The sequence below is a fragment of the Arsukibacterium sp. genome, assembly GCF_041616895.1.
Lineage (GTDB): Bacteria > Pseudomonadota > Gammaproteobacteria > Enterobacterales > Alteromonadaceae > Alishewanella.
Map to the genome: position 1 here is coordinate 16,744 of NZ_JBFJPY010000025.1, position 18,034 is coordinate 34,777.

Genomic DNA, 18,034 nt, shown 5'->3' on the forward strand with positions numbered 1-18,034 from the left:
CCTGTCATGTTTGTGCTTAATGTCGCTGTATTCTGTAATAAAATTACATTACACTAAACAACTTGTAAGATCCGCGTTCAACAGCAGGAGCATCTGATGCCAAGAAGAACCAAAATAGTCGCAACCCTCGGCCCCGCTACCAATACCCAGCAATCTATCGAAAAACTTATCAGCGCTGGCGCTTCGGTGTTCAGGCTGAACTTTTCTCATGGCAGTGCTGATGATCACCGGGAACGGGCATCTATGGTAAGAGCTGCTGCAAATAAATTAGGCGCACATGTTGCTATCCTCGGCGATCTACAGGGCCCGAAAATTCGGGTGTCGACCTTCAAAGAAGGCGCAGTGCTGTTAGCCGAAGGACAGCAATTTGTGTTAGACGCCGGCTTGGCAAAAGGCGAAGGCGATAATCATCAGGTAGGAATTGATTACAAAGCACTCCCCCAAGATGTTAGCGACGGCGATTTACTGCTACTGGATGACGGCAGGATCCAACTTCAGGTTGAGCGCGTTGACGGTGATCGGGTGTATACCATCGTTACGGTTGGTGGCAAACTCAGTAACAACAAAGGCATTAACCGCCAGGGCGGCGGATTAACGGCTCCTGCCCTGACTGAAAAAGACAAAGCCGATATTATTACTGCTGCAGAAATAGATGTCGACTTCTTGGCTGTGTCTTTTCCACGCAGTGGTGATGACATGCGCCTGGCAAGGGAGTTAGCACGTGCAGCAGGCTCTGAAGCCCGTTTAATGGCAAAAATCGAGCGCGCTGAAGCGGTAGCCGATAATGAAACCCTGGATGATATTATCCGGGCGTCGGACGCAGTGATGGTAGCGCGCGGTGATCTAGGGGTCGAAATCGGCGACGCCGAACTGGTTGGCCAGCAGAAAAGAATTATCGCCCGTTCCCGTCAGCTAAACCGGGTGGTGATCACGGCCACTCAGATGATGGAAAGTATGATAGAAAGCCCGATGCCTACCCGGGCTGAGGTAATGGACGTAGCCAATGCGGTGCTCGATGGCACTGACGCAGTGATGTTATCTGCGGAAACTGCGGCGGGTAAATATCCTACTGAAACCGTAAAAGCGATGGCTCGGGTTTGCGATGGTGCGGAAAAACACCCCAGTGTACAAATCTCTAAACACCGTATGGACGTCGCCTTTACTGAAATCAGTGAAACGATAGCATTGTCTGCCATGTATGCAGCTAATCATTTATCAGATATTAAAGCAATTATCGCTTTAACGGAGTCGGGTTACACTGCCAAGCTGATGTCACGTATCACTTCTCCGCAGCCAATTTATGCGTTATCTCGGCATGATAAAACATTAAATAAAATGGCGCTGTATCGTGGGGTCTATCCGGCATTTTTTGACAGCACACAACTCCATGAGCAATCATTGGCTGATGCTGCTATTGCCGCCATTCGTAAACAGGCTGGCCTGAAGAGTGGCGATCTGGTCATTATGACCCATGGTGATGCCATGGAAACTATCGGGGCATCCAATACCTGTAAAATTGTTCAGGTTAAATAGACTGACTTTACTTTGGTTGATAGAAAAATATCTATCCTGGAAATTTAAAAAAGGGCCACCGGCCCTTTTTTGTTGCCCTAACACCTTGCGTTAAAACACGTCCCGTTGCAACTTTCTGACCCTTTTTGCTGCCCGATACTCGACAAACTGTGGTGCCAGTGCCGTTAAGGCAGAACCGGTTACAACCATCAGGGCGCCAAGCCACGACCAGAGATTAAGCTGCTGGGCTTGCACAAAGTCCGGGAATAACCAGCCGGTAATATTAGCAAACAAAATAGTAAATAAGGGCGTTACGGCCAACACCGCACTCACTTTAGAAGCTTCCCAATGGTGCAATGCTTCTGCAAAAGCGCCATAGGCAACCACCGTATTAAGACAGCAAAAAATCAGCAACACCCAATGCAAATAATTCATTAGGAATAACGGTGCAAAATCAGAAACCGGTATAAAACAAATGGTACCAGCGACATACAACAAATACATAATTTGTTTAGAGCTGTAATTAACCAGTAATTGTTTCTGCGCCAGCGCATAAGCAGCCCAGGTAATACCGGCTGCAATCACTAATACTACGCCAAGCGTTTCTGAACTGGCTTGCAAAACTAACTGCACCAGCCGCTCATTAAAAAATAATACTAAGCCTGCCAACAATGTGCCAGCGCCTATTTTCTGCCACATTAAGAGTTTTTCTTTAAAAATGAGAATGCCACCGAGCATCATCAGAAAAGGTGCCAGTTGGATAACTACCTGCCCTGTTTCTGCACTAAGGTAATTTAAGCCGCTTAAGTACATAATGTAGTTTGATAATAAACCGACAACGGCAATCAGCATTAACCCCGCCACTTTGCGATTGGCAAGTAATTTTAGTGCTGGCAACTTGCCGCGTACTGCCAGCCATATGCCGACAATAACAGCAGCTGCCAGAAACCGGATGGCGGTAATGGTATTAGCTGTAAGCACATCCAGTACCATTTTTAGCGCTATGGGCAAGATCCCCCACAAAATAGCGGTGGTTAACGCCAGTGACAGGCCAATTAAACTTTTTCCGGTTATTTGGTGCATACAGCAAGGTTTCCTCAAGCAGACAAAGACGGATAGTCCGCCAAAGGCATTGTCGCTTATTTTCAGTTGTACTGTCTTGTAGTTTGTGAAAATTTGCGACAAATCAAGTTCAGCAGTGATTGAACCTCTATACTAAGTTCAGGCGCAAGCAGGCTGTAAAGGAGCAAGAAAGACAATGAGTAATATCAAAAGATTAGCGGTATTAACGTCGGGAGGCGATGCGCCTGGCATGAACGCTTGTATCAGAGCCATTTTGCTCACCGCCAGTGCCTGTAATATCGACGTAATTGGCTTTAAACATGGTTTCAATGGTTTACTGGAGCAGGAGTATCAGACATTACATCCTCAGCATGTTGATAACATTATCCAACGTGGTGGTACTATTTTAAAAAGTGCCCGTTGCCCGGCAATGGAGCAAGCCGATGGACCGGTTAAGGCGGCCGCAATTTTGGATCAGCTAAATATTGATGCGCTTATTGTTATTGGCGGTGATGGCAGCTTTCGGGGCACTATGGCTATTAGTAAGCACTACCGTGGTCAGCTGATTGGGGTACCGGGCACCATCGACAACGATGTTGACGGCACTGACACTACCATCGGGTTTGCAACTGCCATTGATACTGCGCTGGATGCGATTGATAAAATTCGCGACACCGCTGATGCATTCGAGCGTATTTTTTTAGTGGAGCTAATGGGCCGTCATAGTGGTTATCTGAGTCTGGCAGCTGGCATTGCCGGCGGCGCTGAACAAATAATCTGCCCCGAATTTGGCAAACTTGATCCCGAAAATCTGAAGGCGATTATTAACCCTATTAAGCATGCTCAGCTACTGAAGGGAAAAACCAGTTATCTCATCGTGGTGGCGGAGCATAGCTACCCCGGTGGCGCCACGGCATTGGCCGAAGCCCTGACAGCCGCAATCGGGATTGAGTGTCGGGCCTGTATCCTGGGCCACATTCAACGTGGTGGCAGCCCGGTTGGTGCTGACAGGATCCTGGCCACTAAACTGGGCGCTTTCGCGGTAGAACAGTTACTGCAAGGAGCTAATTTGGTTATGGCAGGCGAATTGGATGGTGAGGCCCGGTTATACCCCCTGGCTAAAACCGGCGACCAGACAAAAGCCATCGATCCGTTTTTAGTGCGGTGGCAGCAGCAGATAGGCAGCTTTTAAGCTGCCTCATCCGGTTTATGCATTCTAATCATTAATGTTAGTGACTAAACACCTGTTTTACTCTGTCTTTGTAACTCCGGCTGACCTTAACGGCCTGGCCATTGGTTAACATTAATTGATGTTCGCCGTTAGACAACATTTGTAACTTTGCAATAGTATGAACATTAACAATGGCAGAGCGGTGTACCCGGACAAACAGCCTGGGATCAAGTTCCTGCTCCAGCTCTTTCATAGTGCGACGAAGAATGTGAGTTTGACCATCTTTGGTATGAATACACATATAGTCACCAGCGGCGTCCACCCAGTCTATTTCTGCAACAGGAACCCGGGTAATTTCACCACTGTCCTTAATGCTAATTGCCTCTGGAAAACGGTCATTAACCACGGGCTCTGATTTATCCAGGCGTTGCAGAATATTTCCGGCCTCGTCACCGGTCAGTTTTGCAACGGCAGCCGCAAGCTGCCCTTTATGTTTCTGACTATGCGCTGCCGCATGAAACTTTAACACTTTTTCTACCGCCGCTTTTAATCGTTCAGGCTCGACCGGTTTTAGCACGTAATCAAGAGCATTCACTTCAAAAGCATTAAACGCATAATGATCATAAGCGGTAACAAACACAATATAAGGTAACTTTATTTGCCGTTGCTGCAGGGTTTTTAATACGGCAAATCCATCCATACCTGGCATTTCAACATCCAGAAATACCACATCAGGCTTTAATTCCAGGATCTGGCTCACGGCCTCATCACCATTGCTGCATTGAGCAACCACATCAAACTCAGCGAAGGCAGCAAGCCTGACCAGCATGCCTTTTCGTGCTAAGGGTTCATCATCTACTACTATTACCTTCAACATGGTTTGTTTCCACTTGCTCTAACTGTAATGGGATCCGAATATTGACTTTAAGCCCTTTGGGCTCGTTGTGTGTCAATACCAGAGCAAAATCACTATCATAAAGTGCCGCCAGGCGCTCTTTGGTATTCACTAAGCCAACACCACTGGCATTGTTTCTGGGAATACCGTCACTAATTGGCATACCAGGGCCGTTATCAGACACTTCCAATAATAAATCGTGCCCAAATTTCTTCGCTGTAATAGCAATACTACCCCCACTCACCTGACTGGCCACCGCATATTTAATGGCGTTTTCAATGAGTGGTTGTAAAATTAAACTGGGAACAAGAGCCCGCTCTGTACCTTGCTCAATATCAAAACTGATGGTTAAGCGCTCTGAGAAGCGAACTTTCTCAATCTCCAGATAGAGCTTAGCAGCATAGAGCTCCTGCTCCAGCGGCACCCGGTTAATTGGGTCTTTATAAAGTGAATAACGTAAAAAGTCACTAAGCCTGGTAACCATTTTATTGGCCGTGTCGGTTTCATTTATTAATACCAGCGTCGAAATCGCATTTAAGGTATTAAACAAAAAATGCGGATTGAGCTGGTAACGCAACATTTTCAATTGCGCTTCATGAGCTTTGTTGGTGGCCGTTAGCGACTTTTGCTTCTCAAGTTGCAGGGTCTGATAATACTTGATCCCGAAATACAAACCGCTCCAACTAAGCATGACATAAAAGGCCACTGGCGTATCTTTAACAAACTGCAGCCAATCGTCTGGACGGTAACCATGGCGGTAAATTTCCCAGTAATTGAAGTTTCTTACGATAGTCCATATGGCAGCGATCAATAATGCCACCACCAGAACCAATAGAATCATGCGCCAGGGTTGCCAGAACCAGATCCGCTGATACAGGTAGCGTAGCGGTATCGTGATAAGCCAGCCAACGTAGGCATCAAGCGCTACGACGATAAGGTAGGCATCACGGGTTTCCTGTACCAGAGAGCCAAGGTAATTAACAATGGCGAAACCTAGCCATCCCAGGCTATGCAGGATCCAAAATTGCCGGTTGCGATCTTCAAACACTTTATACAAGATAAAATTCCGGGTTATTACGCTATGCAAAGTATAACGAAGATAGCGGCTAAAGCCTTGACGCTTGAACTGATTTCAACAGACATTAATCGCAATTACCCAGATGTTCTCTGCGCTCAGCACGTACTCAGAAATCAGCCAGCACCGGCGTCGGTTTACGTTCCGAATCCAGAGCAACAAAAGTAAAACTTCCTGATATCGCTTTATGTTGATCGTCGCTATACATATTTTCAACAAATATATCGACGTGAACCTTAATACTGGTTCGGCCAACATGCTCAACCCGTGCTACCAGTTCAATGATAGTGCCAGCCGGAATAGACTCTTTAAAATCAACCCTGTCAGAACATACGGTAACCAAAGGCTTTCGACAAAAACGTGTTGCAGCAATAAATGCAGCTTCGTCCATCCAGGCCAACGCTTCACCGCCAAACAACGTATTATGATGATTCGTGCGACCCGGAAAGACGGTCTTGGTCACCCGGGTAACGGCGTGAGCCATTCGTTTGGCAATAAGGGCTTCACTGGGTGGCGTGTTTGACATAAGCTATTCACTCTATAATTACTGATTATCGGCATGTATTATAACAGGCCTTCACTGAACACCGTTATTGTCTGGCAATCAAAATGGCATGCCTTGCCATCAAATAGCACATTTGGTGGTTAATATCCGGTTTCGAGGTCAACATCACTACAAGAGGTTTTAACAACGTGGTCAGTTACCAGTTAACAATACAAGATATCAGCAGTCATTTAATTTCGCTTACGTTAAGCTTTCAACCCACCTCTTCTGTTCATCAGTTAAGTATGCCGGCATGGCTTCCCGGCAGTTATATGATCCGTGATTTTGCGAAACATATTGTCTCTATCAGTGCCTCTGATGTAAATGGTTCACTGGAACTAACACAGCTGGATAAACAGTGTTGGCAGCTAAAATGCCGTAACGCACCGGTTAGTGTTAAGTATGTTGTTTATGCATATGATTTGTCCGTTCGTGCAGCATACGTTGATGATGAGGTGGCGGTATTAAACCCGGCTGCGCTATGTCTTAATGTTAGTGAGTTGTCGCAAACACCGCACCAGATCCTGTTCGCTAAGCCCACTGCATCAGCTACTGAAAACTGGCGGGTAGCAACCGCGTTATCCCCTGTTAATAGTACTCCGTTTCTAGACTTTGGCACATATCAGGCGACAGACTATGCCAGTTTAATTGACAGCCCCATTCTGGCAGGAATTTTCAGCGTACAGCAGTTCAGCATTAATAATGTCCCTCATTATGTGGTGGTAACCGGTAATAACCTGACTGACTTACCTCGTTTCACTAACGACTTACAACAAATTTGCCAGCAACAGCTGCAGGTTTTCAAAACTTTACCCGCAGATTTAAACCAATACTGGTTTTTATTGTGGGTCACAGAACAAGGATACGGCGGGTTAGAGCATCAGTTTTCTACTCTTTTGCTTTGCAATCGTTATGATTTGCCGGCGAAAAATATGAAGGAGCCTGATGACAACTATCAGCAATTGCTGGCGCTGTGTAGTCATGAATATTTTCATACCTGGTGGGTAAAACGATTAAAACCAGCTGAATTTCATCCTTACAAATTAGATACTGAACAATACAGCCGGCAGTTATGGATTTATGAAGGCTTTACCTCATACTTTGATGATCTGGCATTGGTACAAAGTGGTTTGATCCGTCCTGAGCGTTACCTGACACAGCTAGAAAAAACAATTAGTCGGGTAACACGCAGCCCTTCGGATGCACTGCAGAGCTTGGCAGATAGCAGTTTTAATGCCTGGACAAAATTTTATAAACAAGACGAGAATGCCATCAATGCGGTGGTCAGCTATTACGCTAAGGGAGCTTTACTGGCTTTTTGTCTTGAAGGTGCTTTGCGAAAGCAAGGCAGTTCATTGCAAGATATTTGCCGGCATATGTATCAACACTACCTGACAAGCGGTACAGACGAACACAGTCTGTTCAACAGTTTAACCGCTATGGGATTTTCCGAGCTTGCTGGCCAAGCACGCGACTGGGCCTGCCAGAGTAACCCTTTACCGCTCGCCGATGCCGCCTCGCAACTCGGTTTAACGCTTAACTTTCGTCCGGCGTTGGATCACGCTGATTTTGGTGGTTTAGATAACAAGGAGGATCATGCCCTGCCGGCTTATTTGGCAGCAGGTGTTAAGGTGCAACAAGGTTTAGTCACTGTTAACCAGATAATCGCGGGTGGTGCAGCTGCTCAGGCGGGCGTAATGGTCGGCGATCAGCTACTGGCTTTGGCCGGTTGGAAAATAACGGAACAAACATTGCCGCAATTACTAAAACGCCTAGAGCTAGCAACGCAACAACCACTTGTTGTTTACCGTAAAGACCGTTTATTGACCCTGCAGCTACCAGTGCAGGTTGCTGCAGCGAAAATTGCCTGCCTGCAATTTACTGATGCCCTGAAGGCGACAAGTTGGTTACAACAGGCTGTTACTATTCCACCAGCAGCAACTGAGGGTCCAACCGCTCCTGTAACCAGTTAATCCGCCAGTCTAGATGAGGGCCGGTTACCCGGCCTGTGGCACCCACTTCGGCTACTTTTTCACCCCTTTGTACGCGATCGCCAACGGCGACATCAATAGCATGTAAATGCATCAGGGTGGAGCTGACACCCATTCCATGATCGATAATTAAGGTGAAGCCAGAGTAATACAAATCTTCTGCCAACAGCACTTCACCATCCCACGGAGCGAACACTGGCGCACCAACTGGGGCGGCTATATCTAAACCATAATGCGGATTACGTGGCTCGCCATTAAATACCCGTTGACTGCCATATACCCCGGATATCCTGCCCTTTGCTGGTTGATAGGGATCAGCGAAAATAGCCGTCTGAGTACTCAGGGTATTACGTACTGCCCTGACCTTTCGATTGTCGGTCTGAATACGTTCAGTAACCTCGGCCGGTGGTGTGACATATTTTTGTGCCACGCCAGTAATGCGCTGTACATCATATTGCCGTGCCTGAAATTGCAACGGTATGATGTGTTGCGTGCCATCCGGCTTAATAACGGTTAACTGATGTGCCAGACTGGCATCACGGCCAATCCCAAACACAAACTGGCCTTGAGCGGTTACACTAAGCGGCTGCTTATTGAACATAACCTTTGAGCCAGCAGGCACCTGGCCGCGGATTAAACTACCCTGAATAAGCTTGCCATTGAGCACTACCTCAGTGTTTGCGTGTAAACTGGGGCTTGCGAAAATACTATAACTGAGCAATAGCGCCCTTAGCCACACCTTCATATGCCACAACCTTATACGTTTTGCTGTTATCCATTGCTTTTAGTTCACTGGCGATATAGTCCGCCAGACACTCTACCGTGGTGTCACAAGGAACTATCTCACAATGGTTTTTAGGAATGACCAGTTCAAACCACCCCTGACTTGCCTGGTAGCGAAAACTATAAGCATCAGGCTGCTCCGTAAGCCATTGCAATGTTTCGCTACCACATAAATCTGTTTGACTACCTAAATAACCATCCTGCCAACGTTCGCTCCAAAGCTTATTTAACCGCGGTGACAACATGCCATCGGCATAGATCTGTATAGTTGAACGATGACCATGAGCAATACGTTGACAGTTGCCATCGTGTTTTTTTAAACCATGGCTATAGTGGTAATAAAAACCAGTACTTACTTCCGGACGCAAGGTTAATGTTAAACCTTCAACATTATCAGGCAATAGCGGCTTTATTTGCTGTTCCAGAAACTGGCCAACACTCTTTTCGTTAATCTGCAGGCAAGGTATACCTGCAAAAGCTTCCTCGGGTGAAGCCAAACTAATCAAACCACGTTCACTTTGATAGCTCACAACACTGCAGGTGCTGTCCTGCCTGAGACTCAGGGCGTTACAGTTTAACGGTAATGCCAACTTATGATCCACCAGCTGATCAATTGCTTGTTTAATGACTTTCTTCACTTTGGCAAAATCAAACACCATGGCGGTGTCATCTAAACTGCCTTGTAATTCGGCGTCTACTATATAACTCTCACCAACCATTCCCCTTTTGAGGTCCAGATAGGAAAAATCAATTACCGTTAAGGAGTTTACAAATAAAATCATCTGATAATCCGGGCTAATTCAGTTACAGCAAACGCTAAGTATACCAATTCAATAGGCTGGCAGTAAGAGTAAAGCCCGTGCTTTTAGCGCTTATGTTCCGTTAACCAGCTATTTAAAATGCCAATCTGTCCACATTTATGAGCCGCATACATCAATCGAATGGCGTTACTCAGTAACGTACTATCATTCCATTGCGTTTTATCCTGTATTTCCTGATAACAACTTAACGCTTCCGGCGTAAGATAACCGCGAAGTTCTTTCTTACCTGACGCTTGCTGGCGCTCGCGATACCGCTGCTGTTTTTCGGCATTTGTCAGCGCAGTTTTATTGTCGTTACTCATTACAATACTCATAATTAGTCATTTGTCAGGACAAGGCTGGCACCCTACAATTAACAGACCGACCGAAAAAGCGGCGAATCGACAAATCGGACTTGTCTGGCGTACAACTGTTCGCTAAAGTGGCGCAGCAATAATAATAGGTTAAACATACATGACTAAGAATAGCTTTACAAAAGAAGATTTAATCGCTTGCGCGAATGGCGAATTATTCGGCGAAGGCAACAGCCAGTTACCGTCTGACAACATGCTGATGATGGACCGGATTATTCATATATCTGAAGAGGGCGGCTTGTATGGCAAGGGTCAGATCATTGCCGAGCTGGACATTAACCCTGAACTTTGGTTTTTTGCCTGTCACTTTAAAGGCGACCCTGTTATGCCCGGGTGTCTTGGCCTGGACGCCATGTGGCAACTGGTTGGCTTTTTTCTGGGCTGGTGTGGTGGCCCCGGTAAAGGTAGAGCACTGGGGGTAGGTGAAGTTAAATTTACCGGGCAAATTTTACCTACCGCTAAAAAAGTAACCTATACCATTAACATGAAACGCGTCATTAAACGTAAACTGTTTATGGGTATTGGAGATGGTATCGTCAGTGTTGATGGCCGTGATATTTATGCCGCTACTGATTTAAAAGTAGGCTTATTTCAGGACACCTCAAGCTTCTGATACTGTAACCCTGAATTAACACATAAAAACCCCGCTTAATCTGCGGGGTTTTTCGTCTAATCAATGAGAAAAAATTTCTATCCAGTTAGAGGCCTTTGTTAAACAAACCGACATTCCGGTCTTCCATTGCTTCCCGCCAACCTCCGAGCCATTGTGAGCGGGCATCTAAATTTTGATAGGGACAAATTTCTTTAGAGCGTCCGGTAACACCGGCACGATAACCTTGAGCATGAGCACGTTCCAGACGATCACGTTTTTGTCTTTTCATACGGCAGTCTTCCTCAGCATATTATATTGGTTAACAGTACGGGCGTTGCAAAAGCAATCAGCGGTTCATCGATAATCACCGTCGACGGCATGTGGCAACAGCGTACTGGTTAATTGATAGCTGACAGTGCTGCAAGGTTCAATCGAATTTAGCAGATATACTGCTTGACAAAACCTAACGAGCTGAAGAGTATTACAATTTAATTATGTTTTTTGTTATATTTTATTATGCTTAAAATATAACCTTTGATAACCAATTTAACAATTCAGTATTCATCATAAAAAAAAGCTGCCGAAGCAGCTTTTTTAAACACTATGTACCAGCAGCGACTACTGACGTCTGCGACGATATAAAGCGCCAAAACCAGCAAGTAACAGCACCCCTAAACTGCCAAAACTACCGGCATTGCGTTCGTAGGTATCTTGTTCAGTATTGCAGTTGTCTGGCTCTCCGTTAGCTATCGGTAATAACTTAACCGCTTTAGCCTGCTCAGCAAGTTGTGGGTTGCCGCTTTCATCCAATATCGGTTGTCCTTTGGCATCCAGCTGGGGTAACGACTTTAATACTGTGGCCAGAATTTCGCCATTGTTATTAATTGATCTGGCATCAATGATTGTAAAATCGGCGTTACAGCCAACCAGAGTATTCAAATCCCGAAAGGTGTCACTGGTCATATCATAGACAAAACCATGTTGCCGCCGGTCTGTTGTGCCACCAATAATGATTTCAGCCCGCCCCACGATCTGGCCATTATCATTGATATCGGCTGGCATAGAGGAGGAACTAATGAAAAAGTCGGTTGGAAATACTATGGCGTCTGCGGCCACATCATAGTAGAAAAACTTACTGCGTCGAAAACCGTTAATGTTTTTTATCGCATAGCCAGTAGCAATATTGTTATTATTGATACCAGTAGCAATACTCGCTAACCATTCCCCAGGGTCAACCATGCTTGCAACTTCACCGTCCTGATATAGCGAGGCATGAGGCGCAACATATTTACGGCGGAATTCCTGCCCTGTTATGTTATCCCGAAACCGAATGCTACGATCACTATCACTATAAATTGAATACCCTACTGCAGTCCCGTTATCATTGACCGCAGTGGCAGCACTGACGTAGCGAATTTCTGGCTCACCTTCAATAGTTTGGTGTTCCAGACCAGTGCCTTTTTCGCCAAGAAAACCGAAAGTTTGACTTACCGTTACGCTGCCATCATCCTGCAGCTGCCACAATATTGCACGCTCAGCATAACTGTCAGGAATGAAAACAGTTTCATTGCTTTCGATTTGAGTTTTCAAATTAAAAAATGAAAGTGTCCGGTTTTCATGCTGGCGATTAAGGCAATACACCACAGGTTCACTTTTGCCATCGCACGCCGTCATTAATAATGTCTTAAGATCGTCATCCAACGCAATAGACCCAGAGCCAGCAATTAAATTCTGGTTATTGATGGCAAACGCCTGGCTAAACCCACCTCCCGTCTCGGTATAAGGCGGCAATAAATTTACCGGGCCGTTGCTGCTATGTACTACCCCATATTTAAAACCAGGCTCAGGCTGCCATACCGTAATCGTTTCAGGCTCCTGTACTTCGGCATCTTCATCAGCCGGATCGGGTGTTGGGGTAAACTCCTGCTTACTGAAGGGGGCGGTTGCGATCCCCACGGTGACGCCTTGCTCATTAATATCATAAACAAACTCGCTGTTACCGCGAAGTTGGTTAACATCCCGCAGAGAAACAGCAACAGGAGTGCCATTAGCAGGCTGTAAAATAGCTACAGCCACTCCCACAGGCTGATTTCTTAACTGTTTGTTTGCGCCTAACAAACCGCTTAGAGTATTTAAGACTGTAGCATCATAAATACCCAACTTGGCATCTTCAATTTGCTCTTCGGTTAAAATGGCTTTAATGGCATCACTTTCAAAATCAATGGTGCTGACATCTAACGGAAAGTCGATAAAATTAACAACACTTACGGTTCTGGTTCCAAGTTCGTCCCGCACGACAGCTTGGGTATAGCCCTGACCGGTAACAATAGCATCACCCTGATCGTTTAACGCGGCAGCAAAGGTTGCCTTGGAGATAGTGTTTGGCTCAAGTTCTGCCACTTGATATACCGCCGCTGTGGCAGAAAAAGCAGTTAGCAAAGGTACTAATGCTAAGCTGATCCGAGATAATTTCATTCAACGCCCCTAATGTACTTCTGATGTACTTATAATCTGTTATAAATTCTAAGAACCGGATGCTTCTAATTGTTCCCAACGCGCATAAGCTTGCGCCAGCTTCGACTCAGTCTGCTGTAATAGGTTCAACGTCTGTTGACTGTCAGCCGCATTTCGTTTGAAAAACTCCGGATCATTAACTTGTTGCTGTAAAACAGTTAGCTCAGCATCGAGCTGCTCTATCTGCTGGGGTAACAGTTCAAGTTCACGTTTTTCTTTATATGATAACTTCTTAGTGTTACCAACTAAAGGCTCTACTGGTTTTTCTGCAACTGACCGCTCGCTCCCCACTGTTTTATCCAAGGGTTTTCTAGCCGCCTGGCGAGCCTGATAAGCAGTAACATCGTCATAGCCGCCCGCGATTTCAATAATCCGGCCGTTACCGGCAAATAACAACGAGCTGGTTACCGTGTTATTTACAAACTCACGGTCATGGCTGACCAATAGCACGGTGCCCTGATACTGCTGCAGAATATCTTCCAGCAACTCGAGCGTTTCAACATCCAAATCATTGGTTGGCTCATCGAGGATCAGCAAATTACTCGGCCGGGCAAATAGCTTAGCCAGTAACAAGCGGTTTTTTTCACCACCTGAAAGTGCTTTGACCGGCGTACGTGCCCGGGCTGGTGGAAACAAAAAGTCTTGCAAGTAACTCAGAACATGGCGGCTCTGGCCATTTTGCTGTACTTCCTGCTTACCATCAGCGACGTTATCTTGTACCGTTGCTTCTAAATCCAGTGCTATCCGATGCTGATCGAAGTAAGCGACTTCTAAATTGGTACCACGTTTTATCTCGCCGCTGTCAACCTTGTAATCATCCAGCAACACTTTAATCAGGCTAGACTTGCCAACACCATTTGGCCCAACTAACGCAATACGATCGCCACGCATTACCAGCAAATCTAAATTATCCATCACCGACTTGCCGTTAAAAGCCAGGCTAATACCTTTACCTTCAAACACCAGTTTGCCTGAGCGGTTCGCCTGCTCGATATTAAAGTCGACTTTACCTTGCTGCTCCAGCCGTGCTGCCCTCTCTTGCCGCAATGCTTTTAGTGCCCTGACCCGCCCTTCATTACGGGTACGGCGGGCTTTAATGCCCTGACGGATCCACACTTCTTCTTCTGCCAAACGTTTGTCGAACAATGCATTATGTTTTTGTTCGTCTTCCAGCATTTTTTGTTTACGATCCAGATATTCCTGATAATTGCCGGGGTGTGACGTTAGCTCGCCGCGGTCTAAGTCAATAATCCGGGTTGCTAAAGCACGGATAAATGCCCGATCATGCGAGATAAAAATAATAGCACCGTTAAAATTCAGTAAGAATTGCTCAAGCCACTGAATAGCTGCTAAGTCTAAGTGGTTAGTAGGCTCATCAAGCAATAAAATCTGTGGTTTAGCAATTAATGCCCGGGCCAGCGCCGCTTTGCGCAACCAACCACCTGACAACGTCGCTAAACTGGCATCCGGATCCATTTCAAACTGCTGACACAAATCCATGACCCGAGACTCCAGTGACCAGCCATCACGAGTATCCATTTCATTTTGTAATTGTTCAAATAAACGGTACTCGGCATCACCTGCACCTTCCAGATTCTCTGACAAGGTGTAAAACTGCTGCAGTTTTTCTGCTAAATCACCCGCACCTTCGCGAATAAAGTCGGCAATTTTAGTTTGCATTTTTGCCGGCGGATCTTGCTCCAAACGGCTTAGTACCACACCGGTATTGACCACAATCTGGCCATCATCTAAGCTTTGCTGACCGGTCAGCAATTTTAAAAATGATGATTTACCGGCACCGTTGCGGCCCACTAAACATACCCGTTCACCACTGAACAGGCTAAAGTCGACATGATCTAATATCGGGTTAGTGCCAAAGGCTAAACACGCCTGTTGAAAACGTAACAATTCCACTACTTACTATCCTTTACTCTTCTCATGCTTTGAATTAAGTATTTTTAACCAGCTGGCCATACTGTCCGCGTCAAACGGCCAGTACAGCAATTCGTTACCTGACGCCAGCACCGGAATATGTACCCGGAACTGCTGCAACAGTTGTTCATCGTCTATAATATCAAGCACTTGAAAGTTTACACCGGCGTCTGTCAGCAGCGCTTCAGCCTGCTCGCACAGATGACACCCCCAAGTGCTGTATAAAATGTATTGCGTCATTAGCGCGTTAACTCAAAACAGACATGAATATTCGGGTTACGTTTAAAATCTTCCGGCAAGGTTGGCGCAGAAATATCTTTCACCTGCCAGCCAGCCTCTTCCAATGCCACCTTATCAATTTTAAAACGGCGTTTGTTATTAGAGAAAATAACCTTACCGCCCGGGTTTAAGCGCCCTACCAGCATATTTAGCAAACTGACATGGTCGCGTTGCACGTCCCAGTTATCTTCCATCCGTTTTGAGTTCGAAAAGGTTGGCGGGTCTACAAAAATCAAATCAAATTGGTTGCGACAGCGCGCTAACCATTGCAGACAATCCGCTTGTTCAAACTGATACTGTTTAGCCTGCAGGCCACTTAGCATTAAACCGTTCTGAGTAAAGTTACGCTTCGCCCAGTCTAAATAAGTATTAGACATATCAACGGTGGTTACAGCTTTAGCTCCGCCAATGGCGGCATGCACCGAGGCAGTACCGGTATAGGCAAACAGGTTTAAAACCGTTTTGTCTTTGGCTTGCTGCTGAATTAAACGCCGGGTTAAGCGGTGGTCTAAAAACAAACCGGTATCCAGGTAGTCACGCAGGTTAACTAAAAACTTGGCGCCGTATTCAGTCACTTCTTTGTACTGGCCAGCTTTAGCCATGGCCTGATACTGATTAGTGCCTTTTTGTTTTTCCCGCACTTTTAAAATCATTTTATCTGAACTGATCCCAAGCACCTGTGGTACCTGATTTACCACATCAAACAAGCGCTTCTGGGCAATTTGCTCATCAACGGTGGCCGGCGCAGCATACTCATGCACGACTACTTCGCCATCGTACCAATCTACTGCCACGTTATATTCCGGTATATCGGCATCGTACACGCGATAACAGCTAATACCTTCCCGCTTTGCCCACTTTTGCAGTTGCTTCAGGTTTTTAGCCAGCCGATTACCAAATGAGCTACTCTCGTTAAAAAACAATGATGGCGCATCAGAACTTACCGCCACTTGTTTTTCAGTCAGCTCAAACAAAGTGAACTCACAGTCGAGCGGGCCATTGGTAAATTTATAGGTTTTACTTTTTGACAACCGTAATGACCTGAGCAAATCAGCATTAGAGGTAATAATGGCCAAGCGCCAGCCCTGATAATGCTGCTTTAACGCCAAAGCAAATTTACTGTATAGCGGAATTAAACTGGGTAAGTCCCCCAGCCGTTCACCGTAAGGCGGATTAGTCACAATAACGCCAGCTGTTTCTGCAACACTGCCCTTAAGCTCTGTGGCATCGGCATAATCGACTTTGACATAAGCTGCCACACCAGCCCGGGCAATGTTTTGCCGAGCCTTAGCTAAGGCTCGCTCGTCGGTATCACTGCCATAACATAGTGTTTGTGATGGCAACTGTACTTCTTTGGCTTTCGCATCAGCTTTTAACTGCTGCCAGACACTGGCCCTGTGCCCTGGCCAGCCTTCAAACGCAAACCGTTCGCGATTTAAGCCAGGCGCTTTATTAAGGGCAATTAACGCCGCTTCGATAATAATGGTGCCGCTACCACAAAACGGGTCGAATAATGGCTGCTCGGGTGTCCAGCCAGAACGTTTAAGTAAGGCCGCCGCTGAATGTTCCTTTAATGGCGCTTCGCCCTGGCCTGAGCGATATCCGCGCTGGTGTAACGACGGACCAGAGAAGTCCTGTAGAAAATGAAAATAGTTTTTTTCCAACCGCACCTGAAAACGCATATCAGGGTTTAAGCGGTCGACATCAGGACGCTGGCCGGTTTCTTCGCGAAACTGATCAACAATGGCATCTTTTAAGCGCATGCCACCAAACTGGCTATTGTCGATGGTGGCGTGCTTACCGACACAATCTACCGCCAACGTCTGGCGAATGGTCATTAACTGCGGCCAGTCAATTTTACGAGCTATCTGGTATAAGTCTGACTCTGCGGTTACCGGTTCTGACTGAATAAGGCGCATAATACGGGTGGCCAGACGCGACCATAAACACAGTTGATAAGCACTGCTTAACTCTGCTTTAAAGCGCACCACACCCATCGATACTTTAATCACGTCGCCCTGATGATGACGAATTTCATCCGCTAACAGCTCTTCGACGCCTTTTGACGTTAAAGCCCAGAATTCCAGCATAACACCCAACCTTCAAATAAAATGGCCGACAGTATAACAGAATGTGCTTTAAACACGTTTGAAGAATTGTAATAGTGCGTTATATCGATGCTTAAATCCGCAAGGTGCTGCTTAAACGAGCACTTAAGCAGAATAACCTCAAATAACACTATTAACATCTTGCATAGCCAGAATAAAAACACTAAGATGCGCCCCGCAATGACGGACGCGGGATGGAGCAGCCTGGTAGCTCGTCGGGCTCATAACCCGAAGGTCGTCGGTTCAAATCCGGCTCCCGCAACCAACTAAAGTTGAAACGGCATTGCAAGCAAATACTTAACACACTCTGCTCGGTGTTAAGTTACGGACGCGGGATGGAGCAGCCTGGTAGCTCGTCGGGCTCATAACCCGAAGGTCGTCGGTTCAAATCCGGCTCCCGCA

16 protein-coding genes and 2 tRNA genes are annotated in these 18,034 nt (G+C 46.2%); 6 read left to right on the forward strand and 12 right to left on the reverse strand.

Annotated features, from left to right (window positions below; translation table 11 throughout):
• The first annotated feature begins 96 nt into the window (after nt 1-96).
• On the forward strand, nt 97-1,533 hold the full coding sequence (pyk, locus tag ABY802_RS06395; protein ID WP_372626197.1) for a pyruvate kinase: 1,437 nt from the start codon (nt 97-99) through the stop codon (nt 1,531-1,533).
• A gap of 90 nt (nt 1,534-1,623) precedes the next feature.
• Here pyk and ABY802_RS06400 read toward each other — a convergent pair whose 3' ends face one another.
• Nucleotides 1,624-2,595 (reverse strand): DMT family transporter, encoded by a 972-nt coding sequence (locus ABY802_RS06400; RefSeq protein WP_372626199.1) that lies wholly within the window; start codon nt 2,593-2,595, stop codon nt 1,624-1,626.
• A gap of 175 nt (nt 2,596-2,770) precedes the next feature.
• On the opposite strand from ABY802_RS06400, the gene ABY802_RS06405 reads away from it, so the two are divergent.
• A complete protein-coding gene (locus tag ABY802_RS06405; protein WP_372626200.1) occupies nt 2,771-3,766 on the forward strand; it encodes a 6-phosphofructokinase in 996 nt (331 codons plus the stop codon).
• Between the two features lie 37 nt (nt 3,767-3,803).
• On the opposite strand, the gene ABY802_RS06410 is transcribed toward ABY802_RS06405, so the two are convergent.
• The 3 genes from ABY802_RS06410 to ABY802_RS06420 form a co-directional block, all read right to left on the reverse strand.
• On the reverse strand, nt 3,804-4,622 hold the full coding sequence (locus tag ABY802_RS06410; RefSeq protein WP_372626202.1) for a LytR/AlgR family response regulator transcription factor: 819 nt from the start codon (nt 4,620-4,622) through the stop codon (nt 3,804-3,806).
• Entirely contained in the window at nt 4,597-5,688 is a 1,092-nt protein-coding gene (locus ABY802_RS06415; RefSeq protein ID WP_372626213.1) for a sensor histidine kinase, read from the reverse strand. The genes ABY802_RS06410 and ABY802_RS06415 overlap by 26 nt, the downstream gene beginning before the upstream one ends.
• A gap of 136 nt (nt 5,689-5,824) precedes the next feature.
• Nucleotides 5,825-6,241, reverse strand: coding sequence for an acyl-CoA thioesterase (locus ABY802_RS06420; protein ID WP_372626203.1), 417 nt, complete (start codon nt 6,239-6,241; stop codon nt 5,825-5,827).
• A gap of 167 nt (nt 6,242-6,408) precedes the next feature.
• Here ABY802_RS06420 and ABY802_RS06425 point away from each other — a divergent pair, with 167 nt between their 5' ends.
• Entirely contained in the window at nt 6,409-8,232 is a 1,824-nt protein-coding gene (locus ABY802_RS06425; RefSeq protein ID WP_372626204.1) for a M61 family metallopeptidase, read from the forward strand.
• Here the strand turns inward: ABY802_RS06425 and ABY802_RS06430 are convergent.
• The 3 genes from ABY802_RS06430 to ABY802_RS06440 all read right to left on the reverse strand — a co-directional run bounded on the left by ABY802_RS06430 (nt 8,183) and on the right by ABY802_RS06440 (nt 10,168).
• A complete protein-coding gene (locus ABY802_RS06430; protein ID WP_372626205.1) occupies nt 8,183-8,995 on the reverse strand; it encodes a M23 family metallopeptidase in 813 nt (270 codons plus the stop codon). The genes ABY802_RS06425 and ABY802_RS06430 overlap by 50 nt on opposite strands.
• Nucleotides 8,958-9,815 carry a 6-pyruvoyl tetrahydropterin synthase family protein gene (locus ABY802_RS06435; RefSeq protein WP_372626206.1) on the reverse strand — a complete coding sequence of 286 codons (858 nt, stop codon included), beginning with the start codon at nt 9,813-9,815 and terminating at the stop codon, nt 8,958-8,960. Before ABY802_RS06435 ends, ABY802_RS06430 begins: the two co-directional genes overlap by 38 nt.
• 83 nt (nt 9,816-9,898) lie before the next feature.
• Nucleotides 9,899-10,168, reverse strand: a complete 270-nt coding sequence (locus ABY802_RS06440; RefSeq protein WP_372626207.1) for a hypothetical protein — start codon at nt 10,166-10,168, stop codon at nt 9,899-9,901.
• A gap of 139 nt (nt 10,169-10,307) precedes the next feature.
• Between ABY802_RS06440 and fabA the strand changes: the two genes are divergently transcribed.
• Nucleotides 10,308-10,820 (forward strand): bifunctional 3-hydroxydecanoyl-ACP dehydratase/trans-2-decenoyl-ACP isomerase, encoded by a 513-nt coding sequence (fabA, locus tag ABY802_RS06445; protein ID WP_372626208.1) that lies wholly within the window; start codon nt 10,308-10,310, stop codon nt 10,818-10,820.
• 85 nt (nt 10,821-10,905) lie between these two features.
• On the opposite strand, the gene rmf is transcribed toward fabA, so the two are convergent.
• The 5 genes from rmf to rlmKL all read right to left on the reverse strand — a co-directional run bounded on the left by rmf (nt 10,906) and on the right by rlmKL (nt 17,614).
• Nucleotides 10,906-11,088 (reverse strand): ribosome modulation factor, encoded by a 183-nt coding sequence (gene rmf, locus ABY802_RS06450; protein ID WP_019674311.1) that lies wholly within the window; start codon nt 11,086-11,088, stop codon nt 10,906-10,908.
• A 329-nt stretch (nt 11,089-11,417) separates the two neighbouring features.
• A complete protein-coding gene (locus ABY802_RS06455) occupies nt 11,418-13,274 on the reverse strand; it encodes a DUF3466 family protein (RefSeq protein ID WP_372626209.1) in 1,857 nt (618 codons plus the stop codon).
• A gap of 48 nt (nt 13,275-13,322) precedes the next feature.
• Complete coding sequence (locus ABY802_RS06460) at nt 13,323-15,227, reverse strand: ATP-binding cassette domain-containing protein (protein ID WP_372626210.1); 1,905 nt, start codon at nt 15,225-15,227, stop codon at nt 13,323-13,325.
• A gap of 6 nt (nt 15,228-15,233) precedes the next feature.
• Nucleotides 15,234-15,485 (reverse strand): glutaredoxin family protein, encoded by a 252-nt coding sequence (locus tag ABY802_RS06465; protein ID WP_372626211.1) that lies wholly within the window; start codon nt 15,483-15,485, stop codon nt 15,234-15,236.
• Nucleotides 15,485-17,614 (reverse strand): bifunctional 23S rRNA (guanine(2069)-N(7))-methyltransferase RlmK/23S rRNA (guanine(2445)-N(2))-methyltransferase RlmL, encoded by a 2,130-nt coding sequence (gene rlmKL, locus ABY802_RS06470; protein WP_372626212.1) that lies wholly within the window; start codon nt 17,612-17,614, stop codon nt 15,485-15,487. Before rlmKL ends, ABY802_RS06465 begins: the two co-directional genes overlap by 1 nt.
• A 206-nt stretch (nt 17,615-17,820) precedes the next feature.
• Here rlmKL and ABY802_RS06475 point away from each other — a divergent pair.
• Both ABY802_RS06475 and ABY802_RS06480 read left to right on the forward strand, forming a co-directional pair.
• Nucleotides 17,821-17,897, forward strand: a tRNA-Met gene (locus ABY802_RS06475).
• 64 nt (nt 17,898-17,961) lie between these two features.
• A tRNA-Met gene (locus ABY802_RS06480) sits at nt 17,962-18,034 on the forward strand.